The sequence below is a fragment of the Candidatus Burkholderia verschuerenii genome (assembly GCF_001189365.1).
Taxonomy (GTDB): domain Bacteria; phylum Pseudomonadota; class Gammaproteobacteria; order Burkholderiales; family Burkholderiaceae; genus Caballeronia; species Caballeronia verschuerenii.
In genome coordinates this window covers 1-19,128 of the sequence record NZ_LFJJ01000101.1, presented here as the reverse complement: position 1 = coordinate 19,128, position 19,128 = coordinate 1, and the positions used below count along the sequence as shown (strand labels likewise).

Sequence of the window (19,128 nt, the reverse complement as noted above, 5' to 3'; positions counted from 1 at the left end):
CGATGTGGGTGGTCGCGGGCAGGTCGTGCTCTTGCACGATCGCTTGCTCGTCCTCTTGGCGCGATTCCGCTGCGTCTTGATCGGCTGCCGACGGTTCCACGAATGCGGTCGATGGCGCTTGCGTGGGCACAGCGTTGTCGCTCGGCGCTTCCTCTTGCGCGACAGGCTCGGCGGATTCGACGGGTGCAGCAGGTGCAATCGGCGTAACAGGTTCAACGGGCTGGAACGGCGCGATCGGTGCAACAGGCTCGAAAGGCGCAGCAGGCGCGATTGATGCAACAGGTTCGACCGATGCAACAGGAGCGATCGGTGCGAGATCCGCGACTGGCGTAACAGGCGAGACCGGTGCAACAGACGCAGCCGCCACGACAGGTGCAACAAGCGCATCCGAAGCAACAGGGAAGGGCACCTCCGCCGCCCGATCCGGATGCGCCTGCGCCTCATGATCCCGCGCAAGGCTCGCACCGGCGAGCGACGTCCACAACGCGGCGTTTTCCTCGATGGAACGCAGCGTCGCCCGCACCGAATCAGGCGCGGGCGGCTGCGACGGCGGCGCGGACGGGCGCGAGAACGCGGGCGCGGCGAGCACGGTCGCGGTGAAATCGCGCGCGGTCGTGCTGGCAGGCGCTTGCCGTGGCGGAACCGAGCGACGCACGGCGGCGGGCGCGGTCTGCGTCACCTGACGCGGTGCCGATTGCGCCGATTGGGCGGACGACGCAGGCATCGGACGACGCGCGCCTGATACGGCCGTGCTCGCTGCAGGACGAGACACCGTCGCGGCGCGAGGCGTCGTCGCGCGCTCCGGCATCGAAGCCGGGTGATGCGACGCGGGCGCAACGCCGGGGCTTCGTCCGAAGCCTTCGCGACTCGCCATGCCGGCCGACGCCTGAGCGGGTGCGGTCGCGTTGACAGGCTTCGTGTCGACGGACTTCGCATCGAGCCATCCGGCCGGCGCACCCGGTTCCGCCGATGCGGCACGCGGCGTCGATTCGGCCGGCGCGCGCCAGGTCGGTTCCTGCTGCGCGTTCGCGCGTTTGATGCCGGATTTCGCGCTCGCGGGCGGCCGCCAGACGGTCGGACGCTGATAACGCCCGCTCTTGCCGCCGGTCGGTAGGCCGAGCTTGGGTTCATCGCCCGAGACGCGCGGCAAGGGCGGATCGATACGCTCGCCGTTAAGACCGCGCGACGGCGCATCGGATTTCTGATGTTTGTCGCGGGCGCGCCGCTCGCGCCACCACTTGGACTTGTCGCGAACCTTCCTTTGACGCGGCTCCGCGCGCTGCGTTTCGCGCCCGCTACTTTCGCGCGTGCCACTCTCGCGTCCTTCGGCTTCGCGCGGCGTGACCCAGCTTCGCGGGAAATCGAAGCCGAATGCTTCGTCGGCCCACGCCAGCACCGATCGCCAGCTGAATTCGACCAGCCACGGCGCGGTGACCGCGAGCACCAGCGCGGCGATCACGCCCGCGCCCGCAGGCTCGACGAGCGAGGCGGCCAGCGCCCGGCCGGCGCGGTTGATGCCGAGCTCGGTCTCGATTGCATGGGCGAGCGTGCCTTCGAGCATCGCGCTCGAAAGCAGCACGCAGACGAAACCGACCCAGAGACGAATCGTGCCGGGACCGCGCAGGCCGCCGCCCGGCAGCGCGGATTTGACTACGCGCCAAAGCAGAAGAAGAAACCAGACGACCGATGCGCCGAACCAGCCGAGAACTGCCATTTGCATGCTGAAGAGTGAACCAGTATTAGGTGAGACGGATAAAGCTGCCGGACCGCCCGACGCATCGTGCGTGAAGTGTCCGGGTCTTGCCTGTCGATCAGGTGGTGCTCAGGTGTGTTTCAGGTCTGTTGATTGGCCAGTGTAACGGGAGACGCGCCACCCGCACGCGGACGACGCCGCGATCGGCGCCATGCATGGCGCGCGCGCAACACTCTCGCCGCCCGGATCACGGCCCGATTCCCCGTTACTTGCCGCGCTGTCCGAAGGTCAGCGTCTGACCGTCTTCGAGCGTCAGTTCGAGCGATTGTGGCGGATTCATCTGCACGCCGCTTTTCGCGATATGCGCGAGGCCATCCAGATACGGCTGCTCCAGCGCGCCCGCGCTGCTCGCGCAGGCCATGCGCGTCGCGGCCGGCGGCCCGAACGCGACCTTGCCGTCCTTGAGCGTATAGGTGCCGTTAAAGCGGTTGCAGCCCGCAAAGCCGCTGACGCGCCGCCGTCCGCTCTCCGTCGAGAAATCGAGCGTGAGCGGCTGCGCTCCTTGCGCGGCGGTCGGCACGGCGCGCGCCTGGCCGCTCGCGTCGGTCCAGCCGGTGAGCTGCCATTGCGTGTCGTCGAGCAATTGCGTGGCGGCGGGATTGTACGGGTCCGTGGGCGGCGCGGCGACGTCGGGATGCTTCGGTAACGCGCAGCCGGAAACGAGGGTGAGTGCGGCGAGTGCCGTCATGCAGGACAGAAAACACGCCGACGCGCGCGATGATGTTCGCAACGACGGCATGCGGTGAAATGGCGTGGGCATCGAGAGTCCTGAAGCGGGCGAAACCGTAAGCGTATCGCACTCGTCCTATTATTTGTCTAGCGGCGATGTGCAACAAAACGATAAAGCCTGCCGGGCCGGGTTCTCACCGAGTCGGCAAGGGGAATTCGAAGCGACTGACCGCTGTCAATCATGTGCGCGGACGTGGGGATCGCCAGCTGACTCATCGACACCAAAACGCGCCGTCCGTGCAATTTGCCTATGCCGATCGGCCGAGGTGTGGGCGGCCGGCGGTGCATGTTAACATCGCGGCCATTCGCTGAACCCATCGCTGGATTCACCGGCCTTTCCCGCAGATTCGAACGTTTTCCGGAGCACGCATGCAGACCGATCAACCTCGCAAGAACACCGCCAACTCGCCGCTGCGCATCGGCACGCCGGGTTCGCCGCAGGCCACGCGCGTCATGCTGCTGGGCGCGGGCGAACTGGGCAAGGAAGTGATCATCGCGTTGCAGCGGCTGGGCGTCGAGGTAATCGCGTTGGATCGCTATCCGAACGCGCCGGGGCATCAGGTCGCGCATCGTGCGCACGTTATCGACATGACCGATGCCGCCGCGCTGCGTGTGCTGGTGGAAAAGGAGCGTCCGCATCTGATCGTGCCCGAGATCGAGGCGATCGCAACCGATGCCCTCGCGCAAATCGAAGCGGATGGCGCGGCGACGGTCATTCCGACAGCGCGCGCCACGCAACTGACGATGAATCGCGAAGGCATCCGCCGACTGGCTGCCGAGGAACTCGGTTTGCCGACCTCGCCGTATGCGTTCGCGCAATCGCTCGACGAGATGAAGGCGGCGATCGCCCGCATCGGCTTTCCGTGCGTGGTGAAACCAGTGATGTCGTCGTCCGGCAAGGGCCAGTCCGTTTTGCGCAGCGATGCCGACGTCGAACCCGCGTGGAACTACGCCATGGCGGGCGGCCGCGTCAATCACGGGCGCGTGATCGTGGAAGGTTTCATCGACTTCGAATACGAAATCACGCAGCTGACCGTGCGCGCGGCCGATCCGCAAACCGGCGAAACGCAGACCTATTTCTGCGATCCGATCGGTCACGTCCAGGTCGCGGGCGATTACGTCGAATCCTGGCAGCCGCAGGCGCTGCGTCCCGCCGCGCTGGAAAAATCCCGCGACGTCGCAGCGAAAGTCGTGACCGCGCTGGGCGGACGCGGCCTGTTCGGCGTCGAGCTATTCGTGCGCGGCGACGACGTCTGGTTCTCCGAAGTCAGTCCGCGTCCGCACGATACCGGCCTCGTCACGCTGGCGACGCAGCGTTTCTCCGAGTTCGAACTCCATGCGCGCGCCATCCTCGGTCTGCCGGTCAATACCTCGCTGCGCGCGCCGGGCGCGTCGGCGGTGATCTACGGCGGGCTCGACGAAGCGGGCATCGCGTTCGAGGGCGTCGCGGAAGCGCTGACGGTGCCGGGCGCGGATCTGCGGCTGTTCGGCAAGCCCGAAAGCTTCGTCAAGCGTCGCATGGGCGTGGCCGTGGCCACGGGCGCGGATACCGACGAGGCGCGTGCGCGCGCGAAACTGGCGGCATCGAAAGTGCGGCCGGTATCGGCCAAATAACGGCTGCAGGCGGGAGAAGAACGTGAGCGTGAGAGTGATCGCGGCGCTGGTCGCCATCTGCATGAGCCTGTCGGGATGCGGCCTGGCCGCCGCGCCGTGCCGGATCGTATCGGCGGGGCTGAAGATCATGCCGGTCGTGGGCCACGTCGCCGCCGCGCCGACCGATGCCTGCGCGGACGTCATCGACCCGTGATCAGCAATGGAACTCGCGCGATCCATCCAAGACTATCGAGCATGACGATGAAACGAATCCTGACCGCATCCGCCGCCGTGGCTTGCGTGGCATCGGCCGCCGCGCATACCGCATTCGCGATGCCGCTCACCGTGCCGCAGATCCAGACCGCGTCGAAAGAGACGACGACGTACGACTGCAAGGGCGGCAAGAGCGTGTCGGTGCAGTACACGAACACGCGCAATCATCAGAGCTTCGCGGCGCTGACGGTGGACGAACGCAAGCTGTTGTCCGTGAACGTGATCGCGGGTTCGGGCGCGAAATACGTCGCGGATCAATACACGTGGTGGACCAAGGGCCCGGAAGCGAATCTCTACGACGAGATGGCCGCGAAGGATTCGCCGCCGCTGCTCGCGGAGTGTCAGGCGCGCGGGAAGTAGGAGCGCGGAGCGGGCGCGCGGTCTGCTGACACGCTCCGGCCGGAGCAGTCAGGCGCTCGGTGCTACAATGTGCGGCTTTCCGGCACTAAAAACCGTTGTTTCAATTCGGTTTTCGGCCGGGCTTGGCTTGACGCGGGCCTGAAGCGCAGGCCGGGTGCCGTGCGAGCACCGGCGCGCAGGCAGGCGTCAGGCCGTCGCGAGCGCAGCGAAGTGCCTTGAAAACGTCATCGAAGCCGTGTTCCATCGGAGCGCGGCGGCATATCCGGCGCACGGCCAGCCTGTCCATCGGCGCTCGTGCGCTCAGGCCGGCCGCTTAAGCTGTCGGCGAACGGTGGCGCCACGCGCATTGCATCGGGGACCATTCCGCGTCACCGAAACACCCACGCGTCGTCGATCGATCCGAGACGCGCGCCGCATCGAGCGGACTTTTAGCGAAAGCCACCATAGTCACCATGTCAGATTCCGTCGCCACGAACCCGTCCACCGAGACCACGGCCGCGCCTACGTTCGACCAGTTCGGTTTGTCACCCGACATCCTGAAGGCGGTGAGCGAGTCGGGTTACACCACGTCCACGCCCATTCAGGCCCAGGCCATTCCCGTCGTGCTGGCGGGCCGTGACGTGATGGGCGCGGCGCAAACCGGCACGGGCAAGACGGCGAGTTTCTCGCTGCCGATCATCCAGCGTCTGCTGCCGAGCGCGAACACCAGCGCATCGCCCGCGCGCCATCCGGTCCGCGCGCTGATGCTCACGCCCACGCGCGAACTCGCCGATCAGGTCGCCGCCAACGTGCAGACTTACTCGAAGCACACACCGCTGCGCAGCACGGTGGTCTTCGGCGGCGTCGACATGAATCCGCAGTCGGACGCGTTGCGTCGCGGGGTGGAAATCCTGATTGCGACGCCGGGCCGTCTGCTCGATCACGTCCAGCAAAAGACCGTCAATCTCGGTCAGGTGCAGATGCTTGTCCTCGACGAAGCCGACCGCATGCTGGACATGGGCTTTCTGCCCGACTTGCAGCGCATTCTGAATCTGCTGCCGAAGGAGCGTCAGACGCTGCTGTTTTCGGCCACTTTCTCGCCTGAAATCAAGAAGCTGGCGTCGACTTATCTGCGCAATCCGCAGACAATCGAAGTCGCGCGCAGCAACTCGACCAACGCGAACGTGCGTCAGATCGTCTACGAAGTGCACGAGAGCGATAAATCTGGCGCGGTGGCGCAGCTGATCCGCGATCGCGAGCTGAAGCAGGTGATCGTGTTCTGCAACAGCAAGATCGGCGCGAGCCGGCTGGCGCGCGTGTTGGAAAAGGACGGCATCGTCGCCACGGCGATTCACGGCGACCGTTCGCAGAGCGAGCGCATGCAGGCGCTCGACGCCTTCAAGCGCGGAGAAATCGAGGCGCTGGTCGCAACCGACGTCGCGGCGCGCGGTCTCGATATCGCGGAACTGCCGGCGGTCATCAACTTCGATCTGCCGTTCAACGCGGAAGATTACGTGCACCGCATCGGCCGGACGGGCCGCGCGGGCGCATCGGGCGATGCGCTGTCGCTGTGCAGCGCCAACGAGCGCAAGCAACTCGCCGATATCGAAAAGCTGATCAAGCGTCCGCTCGAAGTGCTGCCGCTGGAAGTGGCGACGCCGATGCGCCGCGACGGTTCGTCGTCGCGGCGCGATGAGCGGCCGGCGCGAGGGGAACGCAGCGAGCGCGGCGAACATCGCCATGCGTCGTCGCGGGACGAGTCGGGCTCGCGTCGTCGTAGCGGCAGTTCGTACGATCGCCCGCGCAAGCAGCCGGTCGACGAGTTTTTCTATAAGCCGTATGAACCGTCGCCGTCCGCGATGAAGCGCGAAGAGCAACAGCCGGAACCCGAGCGCAAGAGCGCGCCGAAGCAGCCGCTCGCCGCCTTACTCGGCGGTCTGGGCATGCCGCGTCGCAATTCCTGAGCGGCGGGCGCGCCTCAACAAAAAATGGCAACCTGCGCGGTTGCCATTTTTTATGGGCCGAAGCGTCGTGCCCATTGGGATGTTGCTTCGGCGTAAAAGGAATCCAGCCACTCCGTTTCCGCCGTCTCGATCCCCAAATGCCGCGCCGCGCGCACTAGCGCATCGAGCGGCGCATCGCGATCGAGCGCCTCCGCGCCCGTCTGCTTGCTGAGCTTTTCGCCTTCGCGATTGTTGACGACCGGAACATGCAGATACGACGGCGTCGCCACGTTCAGACACCGTTGCAGGACGATCTGCCGCGCGGTGGAATCGAGCAGATCCGCGCCGCGCACGACATGGGTGATGCCGGCGTCCGCATCGTCGACGACGACGGCCAGTTGATACGCCCACAAGCTGTCCGCGCGCTTCAGCGCGAAATCGCCGACTTCCGTGGCCAGATCCTGCGTCTGCGGTCCTTGCCAGCGATCCACGAAACTCACGCGCGCCGCGTCGCCGTCCGGCACGCGCAGCCGCCACGCGCGCGCGGGCTTGCCGTGCAGGCCGTTGCGGCAGGTGCCGGGATAGGCGAGCGTCGCGTGTCGCGCGTGCAGGAGCGAATCGGCGATTTCGCGCCGCGTGCAGCCGCACGGATACACGAGGCCAACGGCTTGCAGGCGCTCGAGCGCGTGCTCGTACGCCGCGCCGCGTTCGCTTTGCCAGATGGGCGCTTCGTCGGAATGCATGCCGAAATGCGCGAGCGTCGCGAGGATTTCATCGGCGGCGCCGGGAACCGTGCGCGGTTCGTCGACATCCTCGATCCGCACGATCCACTGTCCGCCATGCGCGCGCGCATCGAGATAACTGGCGAGCGCGCTGACGAGCGATCCCGCGTGCAGCGGGCCGGTAGGCGAGGGCGCGAATCGGCCGCGATATGTCATCTACGCGGCAGCGCCGACCTTCGCTTCGGGATGGCAGGCCGGGCACGTCTCGCCCGGCTTGTAGAACAGCGACTTCTGGTCTTCCACGCTCACGACGGCGCGGCAGCCGAAGCATTGCGCGGTCGCGGTCGGCTGAAGATTCGGGTCGAGCGCGGTGCGATAGTCGAACACGAAGCACTCGCCGTTGTAATGCGCGCCGCCGACTTCCTCGAAATACTTGAGAATGCCGCCTTCGAGCTGATACACGTGATCGATGCCGACTTCCTTCATATGAATCGTGGCCTTTTCGCAGCGAATGCCGCCCGTGCAGAACGACACGACCGTTTTGCCTTCCAGATCGGCTCGATTCTGCTCGATCACTTCCGGAAACTCGCTGAATTTCGTGATGCGGTAATCGAGCGCGTTATCGAAAGTGCCGACATCGACTTCGAAGGCGTTGCGCGTGTCGAGCATCACGACCGGACGGCCTTCGTCGTCGTGGCCGCGATCGAGCCAGCCTTTGAGCGTCGGTGCATCGACGAAGGGCGCGCGGCCGAGTTCCGGCTTGATCGCCGGCTTCTTCATCGTGATGATTTCGCGCTTGAGCTTGACCAGCATGCGGCGGAACGGCTGTTTCGCGGACAGGCTTTCCTTGAACTGCAGATCGGCGAAACGCCCGCCGAACAGCGCGTCGTTGCGCACGTAATCGATAAATTCGCGCACTTGCGGAATCGGCCCTGCGACGAACAGGTTGATGCCCTCCGGCGCCAGCAGGATCGTGCCCCTGAGTCCGAGCGCGTTGCAGCGTTCGGTGACGAGCGGCCGCCACGCGGGGCCGTCTTCGATGGTGACGAATTTGTAGGCTGAGAGGTTCAGAATGCTCATGATCGACGGATGCTGCTTGCAGCGGTAACGAGTAAAAAATGCGGACGCGAGATGTCCCGCAAAACCCGTATTATCCCGCAAACGGCTGAGGTCTTCGCCCGATTCGCCGATGTGTCTCGAGAGCCTTTGCGCGAGCGCAATTTCAAACGCTTTCAAAGCCTTATCCGTTCGGCCAACGGCGCGCCCGAGACGATTTTTCGCGACGGCCCGCATGTACAATACCGCCATGTCAGATCCCCGTTTCGTTCATCTCCGCGTCCACTCCGAATTCTCGATCGCCGACGGCATCGTGCGGCTGGACGATGTCGTGGCCGCTGCCGCGAAAGACGGTCAGGGCGCGCTCGCGCTGACCGATCTCGGCAACGCTTTCGGTCTCGTGCGCTTCTACAACGAAGCGCGCGGCAAGGGCGTCAAGCCGATTGTCGGCTGCGATGTCTGGATCACCAATCCCGCCGACCGCGACAAGCCTTCGCGCCTTCTTTTGCTCGTGCGCGACAAGCAGGGTTATCTCAACCTGTGCGAATTGCTGAGCCGCGCGTGGCTGACGAATCAGTATCGCGGCCGCGCCGAAGTGCTGGTCGAATGGCTCGAAGAAGGCCTGGCGCAAGGTCTGCTCGCGCTGTCGGGCGCGCAGGGCGGCGATATCGGCATGGCGTTCGCGGCGGGCAATGCGGCCAGCGCGCAACGCAACGCCGAGCGCTGGGCCAAGCTGTTCCCGGACGCGTTCTATATCGAACTGCAACGCGCGGGCCAGCCGGGCGAACAGTCGTATGTGCAGGAAGCGGTCAAGCTCGCCGCGAAGCTCAAATTGCCGGTGGTCGCCACGCATCCGCTGCAATTCATGACGGCGGACGATTTCACCGCGCACGAAGCGCGCGTGTGCATTTCCGAGGGCGATATCCTCGCGAATCCGCGGCGGCAGAAGCGCTTTAGTCAGGACCAGTTTTTCCGTACGCAGGACGAGATGTGCGCGCTGTTCGCGGATATTCCGTCCGCGTTGGCGAACACCGTCGAGATCGCCAAGCGCTGCAATTTGACGCTCGAACTCGGCAAGCCGAAGCTGCCGCTTTTCCCGACGCCCGATGGCATGTCGCTCGACGACTACCTCATCCAGTTGTCGAAGGAAGGTCTCGAAGTCCGTCTGCAGCAGCTCTATCCGAACGAAGCCGAACGCGAAGCGCAGCGCGAAACATACTACGCGCGGCTCGATTTCGAATGCGGCACCATCATCAAGATGGGCTTTCCGGGCTACTTCCTGATCGTCGCCGACTTCATCATGTGGGCGAAGAACAATGGCGTGCCGGTCGGTCCGGGCCGCGGTTCGGGCGCGGGTTCGCTGGTCGCGTATGCGCTCGGCATTACCGACCTGGATCCGCTGCGCTACAACCTGCTGTTCGAGCGCTTCCTGAATCCGGAACGCGTGTCGATGCCCGACTTCGATATCGACTTCTGTCAGGAAGGGCGCGACCGCGTCATTCAGTACGTGAAGGGCAAGTACGGCGCGGATGCCGTCTCGCAGATCGCGACCTTCGGCACGATGGCGGCAAAGGCGGCAGTGCGCGACATCGGCCGCGTGCTCGATCTCGGCTATATGTTCACCGACGGCGTCGCCAAGCTGATACCGTTCAAGCCGGGCAAGCACGTCACCATCGCCGATGCGATGAAGGAAGAGCCGACGCTGCAAGAGCGCTTCGATTCCGAAGACGAAGTGCATCAGCTGCTGGAGCTCGCGCAGCGCGTGGAAGGGCTGACACGTAACGTCGGCATGCACGCGGGCGGCGTGCTGATCGCGCCGGGCAAGCTGACGGATTTCTGCCCGCTTTATACGCAGGGCGAAGACGGCGTCGTCAGCCAGTACGACAAGGACGACGTGGAAGCGGTCGGCCTCGTCAAGTTCGACTTCTTGGGCCTGACCACGCTGACGATTCTCGATTGGGCCGAGCGCTATATCCGCCGACTCGATCCGTCGAAGAAAGACTGGAATCTCGCGCAGGTGCCGCTGGACGATGCCGCATCGTTCACGATTCTGAAAAAAGCGAACACCGTCGCCGTGTTCCAGCTGGAATCACGCGGCATGCAGGGCATGTTGAAGGACGCGCAGCCGGACCGCTTCGAGGACATCATCGCGCTGGTGGCCTTGTATCGACCGGGCCCGATGGACCTGATTCCGAGCTTCTGCGCGCGTAAGCACGGCCGCGAGATCACCGAATATCCCGATCCGCGCGTCGAACCTGTTCTGAAAGAGACCTACGGCATCATGGTCTATCAGGAGCAGGTGATGCAGATGGCGCAGACCATCGGCGGCTACTCGCTCGGCGGCGCGGACTTGCTGCGTCGCGCGATGGGCAAGAAGAAGCCCGAGGAAATGGCCAAGCATCGCGAGATTTTCGCGGAAGGCGCGGCCAAGAATGGTCTGACGCGCGAGAAGTCCGACGAAATCTTCGACTTGATGGAGAAGTTCGCGGGCTACGGCTTCAACAAGTCGCACGCGGCGGCGTATGCGCTGCTCGCGTATTACACGGCGTGGCTGAAGGCGCATCATCCGGCGGAATTCATGGCGGCGAATATGTCGCTCGCCATGGACGACACCGACAAGGTCAAGATTCTTTTCGAAGACTGCGCGACCAACGGCATGGCCGTGCTGCCGCCGGATATCAACCAGTCGGCGTATCGCTTCGAGCCGGTCGCGGAAGCCGACGGCAAGCGCTCGAAGACCATTCGCTATGGTCTGGGCGCGGTGAAGGGCAGCGGGCAGAACGCCATCGAAGAAATTCTGCGGGCGCGCGAAGACGGCAAGTTCACCGATCTGTTCGATTTCTGCGAGCGTATCGATCGGCGCGTGGTGAATCGGCGCACGGTGGAAGCGCTGATTCGCGCGGGCGCATTCGACTCGATGCACGCCAATCGCGCGCAATTGCTCGCTTCCGTGTCGATGGCGATGGAAGCCGCCGAACAGGCCGCCGCCAACGCGATGCAAGCCGGTCTCTTCGACATGGGCGACGCGCCGCTCGCGAAGCACGAATATGTCGACGAAGCCGAGTGGTCGGACAAGAAGCGTTTGCAGGAAGAGAAGACCGCGCTCGGCTTCTATCTGTCGGGCCACTTGTTCGATGCCTACAAGGGCGAAGTGCGCCGCTTCGTACGCCAGAAGATCGGCGAACTGAAGGAAGGGCGCGACAAGCTCGTCGCGGGCGTCATTTCCGCGATGCGCACGCAGATGACTCAGCGCGGCAAGATGCTGATCGTCAATCTCGACGACGGCAGCGGCCAGTGCGAAGTCACCGTCTTCAACGAACAGTTCGAAGCCAACAAGGCGCTGTTCAAGGAAGACGAACTGCTCGTCGTGCAGGGCATGGCGCGTAATGACGCGTTCACCGGCGGCATCCGCTTTACCGTCGATACCGCGATGGACCTCGAACGCGCGCGCAGCCGCTATGCGCAATCGGTGAAAGTCGAGATGAACGGCAACGCCGATGCGCTGCGGCTGCGTCGCGTGCTGGAAGCGCATGCGGCGGGCGAGCAGGCGGCCGCGCCTGTCGCGCCTGCACCGACGCGCGACAATGGCCGTCAGCGTCCGCCAGCCGCGCCGATCCCGAACGGGCTGAACGTGAGCATCGTGTATCGCAGCAAGCATGCCGAAGGCGAGGTTCGTCTCGGCGACAAATGGCGCGTCAAGCCGACCGATGAACTCATCACCGCGTTGCGCGGCGAGTTCGCGGGCAGTGCGATCGAAATTGTTTACTGATGCGCATCGGTATTTCCGCAAACGCCCTCAAGCTGAGCGGCGGCCTCGAACGTTACGCGATGGATCTCGTGCGCGGCCTCGCCCGCGCCGGATTCGACGGGCGGCAGAAGCCCGCGTTCTTCGCGCGCAAGATCGACCGGTCGCTGCCTGAAAGCAAGCTGGTGGATGCGCATCGCATCAAGGTGTCGCTGGTGCCGGGCAAAATGCGCGACGCCTATTTCTCGTGGGCGCTGAAGCGCGCGCGCAAGAAGGCCAAGGTCGATGTGCTGATCGGCTGCAATCGCGTGGAAGGGTCGGAAATCGCCATTTGCGGCGGCACGCATATCGGTTTTCTGCGCGCGACCGGACGGCGCGAGAAGCGCTCAGACACGCGGCAGATCGCGCTCGAGCGGCGGCAGTATGCACAGGCCGAGGTGATCGTTGCGCACTCGGACATGATGCGCGACGAATTGCGCTCGCTGTACGGCATCGACGATCGAAAGATTCGCGTGCTGTATCCGCCCGTCGACAACGCGCGCTTTTCTCCGGTCGATGACGCGCAACGCGCCCGTTTGCGCGAGCAGTTCGGATTTGGAGCGGATGAGATCGTGCTGCTGTTTCCGTCGAGCAGTCACGAACGCAAGGGCTTGCCGCTGATCGAGCGTGCGCTGGCCGGCATGAACGTGGTGATCGCCGTGGCCGGACGCGCGCCCGAGCATCGAGCGCCGAACGTGCGCTATATCGGCTACGCCAAAAATATCGAGGATGCCTATCGCGCGGCGGATTTCACGATCCTCGCGTCGAGCTACGAGCCGTTCGGGCTGGTCGGCATCGAATCGGTGATGTGCGGCACGCCGGTGATTTTTCCCGCCTGCATCGGCTGCGGCGACGCCATTGCCGACGATGCGAAGCACATCTTCAATTCGGGCGATGCCGACGATCTGCGTCGTGTCGTCGAACGCGCGATCCGGACGCGGCGCGAGCGCGTACACGGCGGCGCCGTACGTTACGACGCGAGCATCGACGCGCACGTCGCGGCGTTAGTCGAACTGGCGTGCGAGATCGACGGGCGGCGCTGATCAGCGCGCGTCGTTCATGTGCGCGAGCTTGAGAAAGCGGTAATAGACCGTTTGCGCATTGAACAGCGCGATCATGAAGCCGGTTTTGCCGTCGAGAAAGCCGCGCCGCAAGAAATACGTCCTCAGAAACGCCCAAGCCCCGCGCGACACCGCGACGCCGAAACCGCCGCGCTTGCCCGCCGCGTGGCGCTGACGCGCGCCCGCCGTCGAATACGCGTCGAGCTTGCGCAGCACGGCTTCGAAGTCTTCGTAAGAGTAGTGCATCAGCTTGCCGGTCAGATGCGCGGCGGGCTTGTCGGTCGACAACACAAGGCGCTCGTGGACCAGATCGTCGGAGAAGCGCGCCGTGCCGCGCCTGAACAGACGCGGAATCCAGTCGGGATACCAGCCGCTATGCTTCACCCACGCGCCGCAAAAGCTCGAAAGCCGGTCGATTGCGTACACATCGGCTTGCGACGCAGCGATCGCCGCGCGGATCGACGCTGCCAGTTCCGGCGACACGATTTCGTCGGCATCGATCGATAGTACCCAGTCGGTCGCGAGCGCATCGAGCGCGCGGTTCTTTTGCGGACCGAAGCCCGGCCAGTCGCGCGCCTCGATCATCCGCGCCCGATGCGCGCGCGCGATGCTCGCCGTCGCATCGGTGCTGCCGCCATCGACGACGACGATGTCATCGGCGAACGCGACCGACTCCAGGCATTGCGCGAGCCGCGTCTGCGCGTTGTACGTGATGATGGCGATGCCGAGTGTTGGAGCGTTCATATGTTCTTTGTTCGCGGGCCGCTTCAGCCGCGCAGATGCCACTTCACGAAGAAGAACGGCGAGAGCAGCCACGGACACGTCGCATACACGAACATCCGCAGACGGAAGCCGAAGCCGACGTCCTTCGCGCTCAGCAACAGCGCGAGCTTGCGGCCGATGGACGCATCGCCGAAAACGGCGCTCACGTAATCCTCGCGCGCGGATTTGCCGGCGAGCAGCGCGCGCATCTGTGCGCCGACGCCGACTTTATCGGCATCGCTCGTCAGTTGACGCGTTTCGCCCGCGCCGTTGATGTTCGCAAGCTTCACGCGCGCGACGTAGTCATACGGCGTACGCCACTTGCGCTTGCCCGACAAACCGCCGCGCCGGTACAGCACCAGCGGTTCGTGCAGCGTATGCGCGCCGTGGCTCATGATCGCGCGGAACGCCATGATCTGATCCTCGCCGTAGATGCCCGGCGCGATCGGGCCAAACGCATCGAACAGCCGGCGCGCCCATGCATGCGCCGCGCCGACCAGATGCGGCCGCTCGCTCGACCACGCCTCGAAGCTGCGATAGCCGTCGAGATCGGTCACGCGCAGCACGTCGTGCGCGGTGCCGTCGCGGTCGAGGTCCTGCAGATCGGTCGCGATCAGGTCGTGGCGCTTGCCGCTATCGAGCCAGACACGCATCACGCGCTCGACGCGTTCGGGCCGGGAGATATCGTCGCCCGCCGCGATGAACAGCATTTCGCCCGACGTGCGCGCCACCAGTGCGCTCAGATGCGCGCTGATGCCCAGATTCACCTCATTGCGAAACAGCCGCACCGTATGCGGCCCGCGATAGTCGCGCACGCAGCGTTCGGCTTCGGCGTAGGTGCCGTCGCGGGAGGCGTCGTCGGAGATGAGGATTTCCAGCGGCGACCAGGTTTGCGCCAGCGCGCCGCAAATCGCGTCGCCGATGGTCTTTTCCTGATTGAAGGCAATGAGCATGAAGCTCGCGAGCGGGGCGTTCGTCGCTGTGTCCGGTGTTGCTGACATGTGTGGTTGGAAGCCTTTCGTATGACCGGCGAGCCTTGGCGCAGTGGGGCCGGCGCGACAAAAGCGAGGATTGTGCCAAGCGGCAACGGCTATAATAACGCGGGTTTTCGGGATGAGCGTCGGACCCGCCGAGCGCGCCCGTGTCAGGTTCATCGATTTGGAAAAAACGCTTCGTTATCTCATCGCCGGCCTGGTGTTGCTGGCGCCTGCAAGCACACTCGTGGTTCGGGGCGGAACCGGTTATTGCTTCTTCGTGTTGCTCGCCATCGCGCTGTTTGCCGGCTTCAGCAAGTCCTTCCGGCTCAGGCCCGCGCTGCTCGTCAAGGCTTATCCGCTATTCACCGTGGGCATGCTGTGCTTCATGGTGTATTTACCGTTGCAGCAATCGATCGAAGGCTACTGGCTGCCGCGCGAGTTCGACGGCCTGTCTCGCTTCGCGATCGCGCTGCCCATCTTTCTGCTGCTCGTCAATGTGCCGATCAGATACCTCAAGGCAGTCGGCTGGGGCTGCGCGATCGGCGCGATCGGCGCGGGCGTATGGGCCGTCGACAGCGCGATCCACATGACCGTCACCGAGCTGAACCGGCTGGGCAACGATTTTACCAATCCGATTCCCTACGGCAACACCGCTTTGCTGCTGGGCTTTCTCTCGGTGATGACGATCCGCTGGGACACGTACCCCAACGCGCTGCTGCGCCGACTGGGTATCGCGCTGAAGGTGCTCGGTTTCGTGGCGGGCATCTATGCGTCGTATCTGTCGGGCACGCGCGGCGGCTGGCTCGCGATTCCGCTGTTCCTCGTGCTGTGCTCGCTCAACTTCGGCTGGGTCCGTCAGGCGCGGCACTGGGCGACGGCGCTGGTGATCGTGGTGCTCGCGATGACGGCGCTGCTCGCGTCGCCGATCGGCCGCGAGCGCGTCGAGGCGACGCAGAGCGATCTCGTGCGTCTGTCGCACGGCGGCGGCGCGCCGGACAGTTCCATCGGCGCGCGGCTGCAGTTGTGGCGGGCATCGATTCGTCTGTTCGAGTCGCATCCGCTGATGGGCGTGGGCAAAGGTCATCTCAAGCCGGAATTGCAGATGCTCGCCGATGCGGGCGAGGTGTCGCCGCTGGTGGTCAATCAGCGCGCGCACAGCGAGTTCTTTTCGACCATCGCCGAACAGGGTACGGCGGGCGTCGTGTGTCTGCTGTTGCTGTACTTCGGGCCGATGGTGTATTTCATCCGCTACCGGAAGTCGCCGCATCGCGATGTCTCGACGGCGGCGTACTGCGGAATCGCGGTGTCGGGGTCGGTTATCATTTTCGGTTTGAGCATCGACGTGCTGACGGTGGTGATGAGCACCGTGCTGATCGCGCTGCTCTGGGCCGTGCTGCTCGCCATCATTACCCATGACGCCCGCATTCCACAGGGCAAGCCGGGCCGCGGGCCCATCGGCTGACGGAACGATCATTTGACGGCCCGATTCGGCGAACCGATTCGCGTTCGGGTCATCGTCCGGCCGACGACGTTATGTACTCGCACCGCGAACCGGCGCCGGGCGAGGCGGAGATATCCTCTTGAATAAATCAGCAAGCTTGCGCAAGCCCATCGGCGGCACCGACGCATCTTCACCGACCGCCTTCCTGAAACGGCTGTGGCCATACATCCGCCCGTTGCTCGGCATGGTGTTCCTGGGCATCTCGACGATGGGTATCGTCGCCGCGACCGAGGCCGGCATTCCGATGCTGCTCAAACCGCTGCTCGATCACGGCTTCGGCGCGAAGGGCAGCGATCACGCCAAATGGCTCGTGCCGCTCGCGGTCGTCGGCCTTGCGCTGGTGCGCGGCGTGGCGCAATACGCATCGGGCTACTTCCTGTCGTATGTGTCGAACAAGATCCTGCTGCAACTGCGGCTGGAGATGTTCCACCGCATGATCCACACCAGCGCGGGATTTTTCCAGCGCGAGACGGCGAGCACGGTCATCAACGCGATCGTCTTCGAGGTGAACCAGATTCTCAGCGTGCTGCAGAGCGTGGTCGTCACGCTGGTGCGCGATTCGCTGACGGTGGTGTTCCTGCTTGGCTATCTGTTCATCCTCAACTGGTGGCTCACGCTGATCGTCGCGGTGATCCTGCCGGCCATCGGCTGGCTCGTCAGCAAGATCAACCGGCGGCTGCGGCGGCTCAATCGCGAGCATCAGGCGCTGACCAACGAGCTGTCGTATGTCGTCGAGGAAACCGTCGGCGGCTACAAGGTCGTGAAGGTGCACAACGGCGAGCGGTACGAGATCGACCGCTTCACCGACATGAGCCATCGGCTGCGCGGCTACTCGATGCGCATGCAGGTGTCCGGCGGTCTCGCGCAGCCGCTGACGCAGTTTTTGGCGTCGATCGCGCTGGCCATCGTGTTGACCATCGCCGTCGTGCAATCGGCCAACGATCAGACCACGGTCGGCGGCTTCGTCGCGTTCGTCACGTCGATGCTGCTGGTCATCTCGCCGCTCAAGCATCTGATCGACATCAATCAGCCGATGCAGCGCGGCATGACCGCGGCGGAACTGATCTTCGGCCTGATCGACGAACCCATGGAGCCGGCGGGCGGCGGGCGGCATCTGTCGCGTGCGTGCGGCGAGGTCGAGTTCCGCGACGTGAATTTTGCGTATTCGGTCGATCGCGCGACGCTCGATCACGTGTCCTTCAAGGTCGCGCCGGGCGAGATGGTCGCGCTGGCGGGACCGTCGGGCAGCGGCAAGACGACGCTCGTCAATCTGCTGCCGCGCTTCTTCGATCCGCAGGGCGGACAGGTGCTGGTCGATGGCGTGCCGATCACCGAATACGACTTGCACGACCTGCGCGGCCAGATGGCGATGGTGAGCCAGGACGTCGTGCTGTTCAACGACACGATCGCCGCGAACGTTGCCTACGGACAGACGCCCGATCGCGAGCGCGTGATGTCGGCGCTGACGGCGGCAAATCTCGCGGATGTCGTGAACGGCCTGCCCGAAGGCATCGACACGCTGATCGGCGGCAACGGCATGCGTCTGTCGGGCGGCCAGCGTCAGCGCCTGGCGATCGCGCGCGCCATCTACAAGGACGCGCCGATCCTGATCCTCGACGAAGCGACTTCAGCGCTGGATTCGGAATCGGAACTTCATGTGCAGGCGGCGCTGGAAACACTGATGAAAGGGCGCACGACGCTGGTCATCGCGCATCGGCTGTCGACGATCGAACGCGCGGATCGCATTCTCGTGATGGAAGCGGGGAAGATCGCGGAGCAGGGCAGTCACGCGGAACTGCTGCGCATGGGCGGGCTGTATGCGCATCTGCATCGGATTCAGTATCAGCAGCAGACGGCTTGAGGGAACGTGCATGAGAGCGGCGAGGCGATGAGGATCGTCGCGTCGCGCTAAATGGCTGAGCGATTGCTTACTTCGACGCGTACCAGCCGTCCGTGAGTTTGCCCACGTGCACTCGGGCAAACTCCGTGCGCACGTTCAGCCATTTCGCGACGATGGTCCGATGCGTTTCGTCGAGCGAGCGCTGATCATGCCCGAAGATCGAACCGTGCGCGAATCCGCCGCCGAAACTCATGCCGCTCGGCTCGATGCATTCGATGATGAACGCGTCGATCAATGCGTCTTCCTGGTCGATCGTCAGAGGCTGTGCCGCTTCGGCGTGGATGCTGAAGATCAACTGCCGGAATTCGCCGAGATGGTACTTTTTCCGCTGGCGGCGATTGTAGTGCTTGAGTTGACGGGGGCGGGCGAGTGCGGGCATGAGGATCGGTGAGGTGGAAGTCTGATGTGAAGCCGTTACATCAACACAACGTTATGTTGTTCAGAAATCAGGATTTTTCTCTTTCTGATTCAAAAATCTACAGCGCAGCGAATTGCGCGCATTCATTCTGGCTTCTTCCCTTGTAGCTACCCATCGCGTGATCCTGATTGATTGACATGCGGCGCAAAGCGCTTTCTACCCCAACAAAACTTAACATTCCCGGTGTTCGCTGGTAGTGTGCAGAATGATGTGCAAAAACGCTGAGGCGGCAGGAGCGCAGAGGCAGGGGTGGCCGTGGTGTAAGTTGATGAATGTCCAGTTCGTCAACCTGCCCTCGGGAGGGCTTACGCCATGGC

Annotated in this window: 16 protein-coding genes; 8 read left to right on the top strand and 8 right to left on the bottom strand. The window is 64.3% G+C overall.

Features of this window, described 5'->3' with window-relative positions; genetic code table 11:
- Nucleotides 1–1,714, bottom strand: a 1,714-nt coding sequence (locus tag BVER_RS17350) for a DNA translocase FtsK 4TM domain-containing protein (RefSeq protein ID WP_502255028.1), incomplete at its 3' end; no start/stop codon positions are given.
- A 244-nt stretch (nucleotides 1,715–1,958) separates the two neighbouring features.
- A complete protein-coding gene (locus tag BVER_RS17345) occupies nucleotides 1,959–2,513 on the bottom strand; it encodes an META domain-containing protein (protein WP_083452226.1) in 555 nt (184 codons plus the stop codon).
- 338 nt (nucleotides 2,514–2,851) lie between these two features.
- On the opposite strand from BVER_RS17345, the gene purT reads away from it, so the two are divergent.
- The 4 genes from purT (at nucleotide 2,852) to BVER_RS17330 (ending at nucleotide 6,651) form a co-directional block, all read left to right on the top strand.
- The gene (gene purT, locus BVER_RS17340; protein WP_050454379.1) at nucleotides 2,852–4,096 is read left to right on the top strand and encodes a formate-dependent phosphoribosylglycinamide formyltransferase; all 1,245 of its coding nucleotides are present in this window, start codon (nucleotides 2,852–2,854) and stop codon (nucleotides 4,094–4,096) included.
- Nucleotides 4,097–4,118: 22 nt separating this feature from the next.
- Nucleotides 4,119–4,289 carry a DUF6726 family protein gene (locus BVER_RS32630; RefSeq protein ID WP_198155285.1) on the top strand — a complete coding sequence of 57 codons (171 nt, stop codon included), beginning with the start codon at nucleotides 4,119–4,121 and terminating at the stop codon, nucleotides 4,287–4,289.
- Nucleotides 4,290–4,336: 47 nt separating this feature from the next.
- Complete coding sequence (locus BVER_RS17335) at nucleotides 4,337–4,708, top strand: MliC family protein (protein ID WP_050454383.1); 372 nt, start codon at nucleotides 4,337–4,339, stop codon at nucleotides 4,706–4,708.
- A gap of 452 nt (nucleotides 4,709–5,160) precedes the next feature.
- Nucleotides 5,161–6,651 carry a DEAD/DEAH box helicase gene (locus BVER_RS17330; protein WP_050454378.1) on the top strand — a complete coding sequence of 497 codons (1,491 nt, stop codon included), beginning with the start codon at nucleotides 5,161–5,163 and terminating at the stop codon, nucleotides 6,649–6,651.
- A 50-nt stretch (nucleotides 6,652–6,701) separates the two neighbouring features.
- Here BVER_RS17330 and gluQRS read toward each other — a convergent pair whose 3' ends face one another.
- Nucleotides 6,702–7,568: a tRNA glutamyl-Q(34) synthetase GluQRS gene (gene gluQRS, locus BVER_RS17325; protein WP_050454377.1), complete on the bottom strand. Its 867-nt coding sequence runs from the start codon at nucleotides 7,566–7,568 to the stop codon at nucleotides 6,702–6,704.
- Nucleotides 7,569–8,432, bottom strand: coding sequence for a sulfurtransferase (locus BVER_RS17320; RefSeq protein ID WP_050454382.1), 864 nt, complete (start codon nucleotides 8,430–8,432; stop codon nucleotides 7,569–7,571).
- A 226-nt stretch (nucleotides 8,433–8,658) separates the two neighbouring features.
- Here BVER_RS17320 and dnaE point away from each other — a divergent pair, with 226 nt between their 5' ends.
- Nucleotides 8,659–12,177, top strand: coding sequence for a DNA polymerase III subunit alpha (gene dnaE, locus BVER_RS17315; RefSeq protein WP_232316602.1), 3,519 nt, complete (start codon nucleotides 8,659–8,661; stop codon nucleotides 12,175–12,177).
- On the top strand, nucleotides 12,177–13,235 hold the full coding sequence (locus BVER_RS17310) for a glycosyltransferase family 4 protein (protein ID WP_050454375.1): 1,059 nt from the start codon (nucleotides 12,177–12,179) through the stop codon (nucleotides 13,233–13,235). Before dnaE ends, BVER_RS17310 begins: the two co-directional genes overlap by 1 nt.
- On the opposite strand, the gene BVER_RS17305 is transcribed toward BVER_RS17310, so the two are convergent.
- Nucleotides 13,236–13,997 (bottom strand): glycosyltransferase family 2 protein, encoded by a 762-nt coding sequence (locus tag BVER_RS17305; protein ID WP_050454381.1) that lies wholly within the window; start codon nucleotides 13,995–13,997, stop codon nucleotides 13,236–13,238.
- Between the two features lie 23 nt (nucleotides 13,998–14,020).
- A complete protein-coding gene (locus BVER_RS17300) occupies nucleotides 14,021–14,968 on the bottom strand; it encodes a glycosyltransferase family 2 protein (RefSeq protein ID WP_083452225.1) in 948 nt (315 codons plus the stop codon).
- A gap of 205 nt (nucleotides 14,969–15,173) precedes the next feature.
- On the opposite strand from BVER_RS17300, the gene BVER_RS17295 reads away from it, so the two are divergent.
- Together BVER_RS17295 and msbA are read left to right on the top strand one after the other, a co-directional pair.
- Entirely contained in the window at nucleotides 15,174–16,454 is a 1,281-nt protein-coding gene (locus tag BVER_RS17295) for an O-antigen ligase family protein (RefSeq protein ID WP_050454373.1), read from the top strand.
- A gap of 118 nt (nucleotides 16,455–16,572) precedes the next feature.
- Nucleotides 16,573–18,354 carry a lipid A export permease/ATP-binding protein MsbA gene (gene msbA / locus BVER_RS17290; RefSeq protein ID WP_050454372.1) on the top strand — a complete coding sequence of 594 codons (1,782 nt, stop codon included), beginning with the start codon at nucleotides 16,573–16,575 and terminating at the stop codon, nucleotides 18,352–18,354.
- A 67-nt stretch (nucleotides 18,355–18,421) separates the two neighbouring features.
- Here msbA and BVER_RS17285 read toward each other — a convergent pair whose 3' ends face one another.
- Entirely contained in the window at nucleotides 18,422–18,772 is a 351-nt protein-coding gene (locus BVER_RS17285; RefSeq protein ID WP_050454371.1) for a YggL 50S ribosome-binding family protein, read from the bottom strand.
- Nucleotides 18,773–18,869: 97 nt separating this feature from the next.
- A partial coding sequence (locus BVER_RS34010; protein WP_232316601.1) for a hypothetical protein occupies nucleotides 18,870–19,128 on the bottom strand: 259 nt, incomplete at its 5' end.

Bases quoted from the DNA above. Each gene is read 5' to 3' on its own strand.
- purT (WP_050454379.1), top strand. From the start codon at position 2,852: ATGCAGACCGATCAACCTCGCAAGAACACCGCCAACTCGCCGCTGCGC.
- BVER_RS17310 (WP_050454375.1), top strand. From the start codon at position 12,177: ATGCGCATCGGTATTTCCGCAAACGCCCTCAAGCTGAGCGGCGGCCTC.
- BVER_RS17330 (WP_050454378.1), top strand. From the start codon at position 5,161: ATGTCAGATTCCGTCGCCACGAACCCGTCCACCGAGACCACGGCCGCG.
- BVER_RS17320 (WP_050454382.1), bottom strand. From the start codon at position 8,432: ATGAGCATTCTGAACCTCTCAGCCTACAAATTCGTCACCATCGAAGAC.
- BVER_RS17345 (WP_083452226.1), bottom strand. From the start codon at position 2,513: ATGCCCACGCCATTTCACCGCATGCCGTCGTTGCGAACATCATCGCGC.
- BVER_RS17300 (WP_083452225.1), bottom strand. From the start codon at position 14,968: ATGCTCATTGCCTTCAATCAGGAAAAGACCATCGGCGACGCGATTTGC.
- BVER_RS17305 (WP_050454381.1), bottom strand. From the start codon at position 13,997: ATGAACGCTCCAACACTCGGCATCGCCATCATCACGTACAACGCGCAG.
- gluQRS (WP_050454377.1), bottom strand. From the start codon at position 7,568: ATGACATATCGCGGCCGATTCGCGCCCTCGCCTACCGGCCCGCTGCAC.
- BVER_RS17285 (WP_050454371.1), bottom strand. From the start codon at position 18,772: ATGCCCGCACTCGCCCGCCCCCGTCAACTCAAGCACTACAATCGCCGC.
- dnaE (WP_232316602.1), top strand. From the start codon at position 8,659: ATGTCAGATCCCCGTTTCGTTCATCTCCGCGTCCACTCCGAATTCTCG.
- BVER_RS17335 (WP_050454383.1), top strand. From the start codon at position 4,337: ATGAAACGAATCCTGACCGCATCCGCCGCCGTGGCTTGCGTGGCATCG.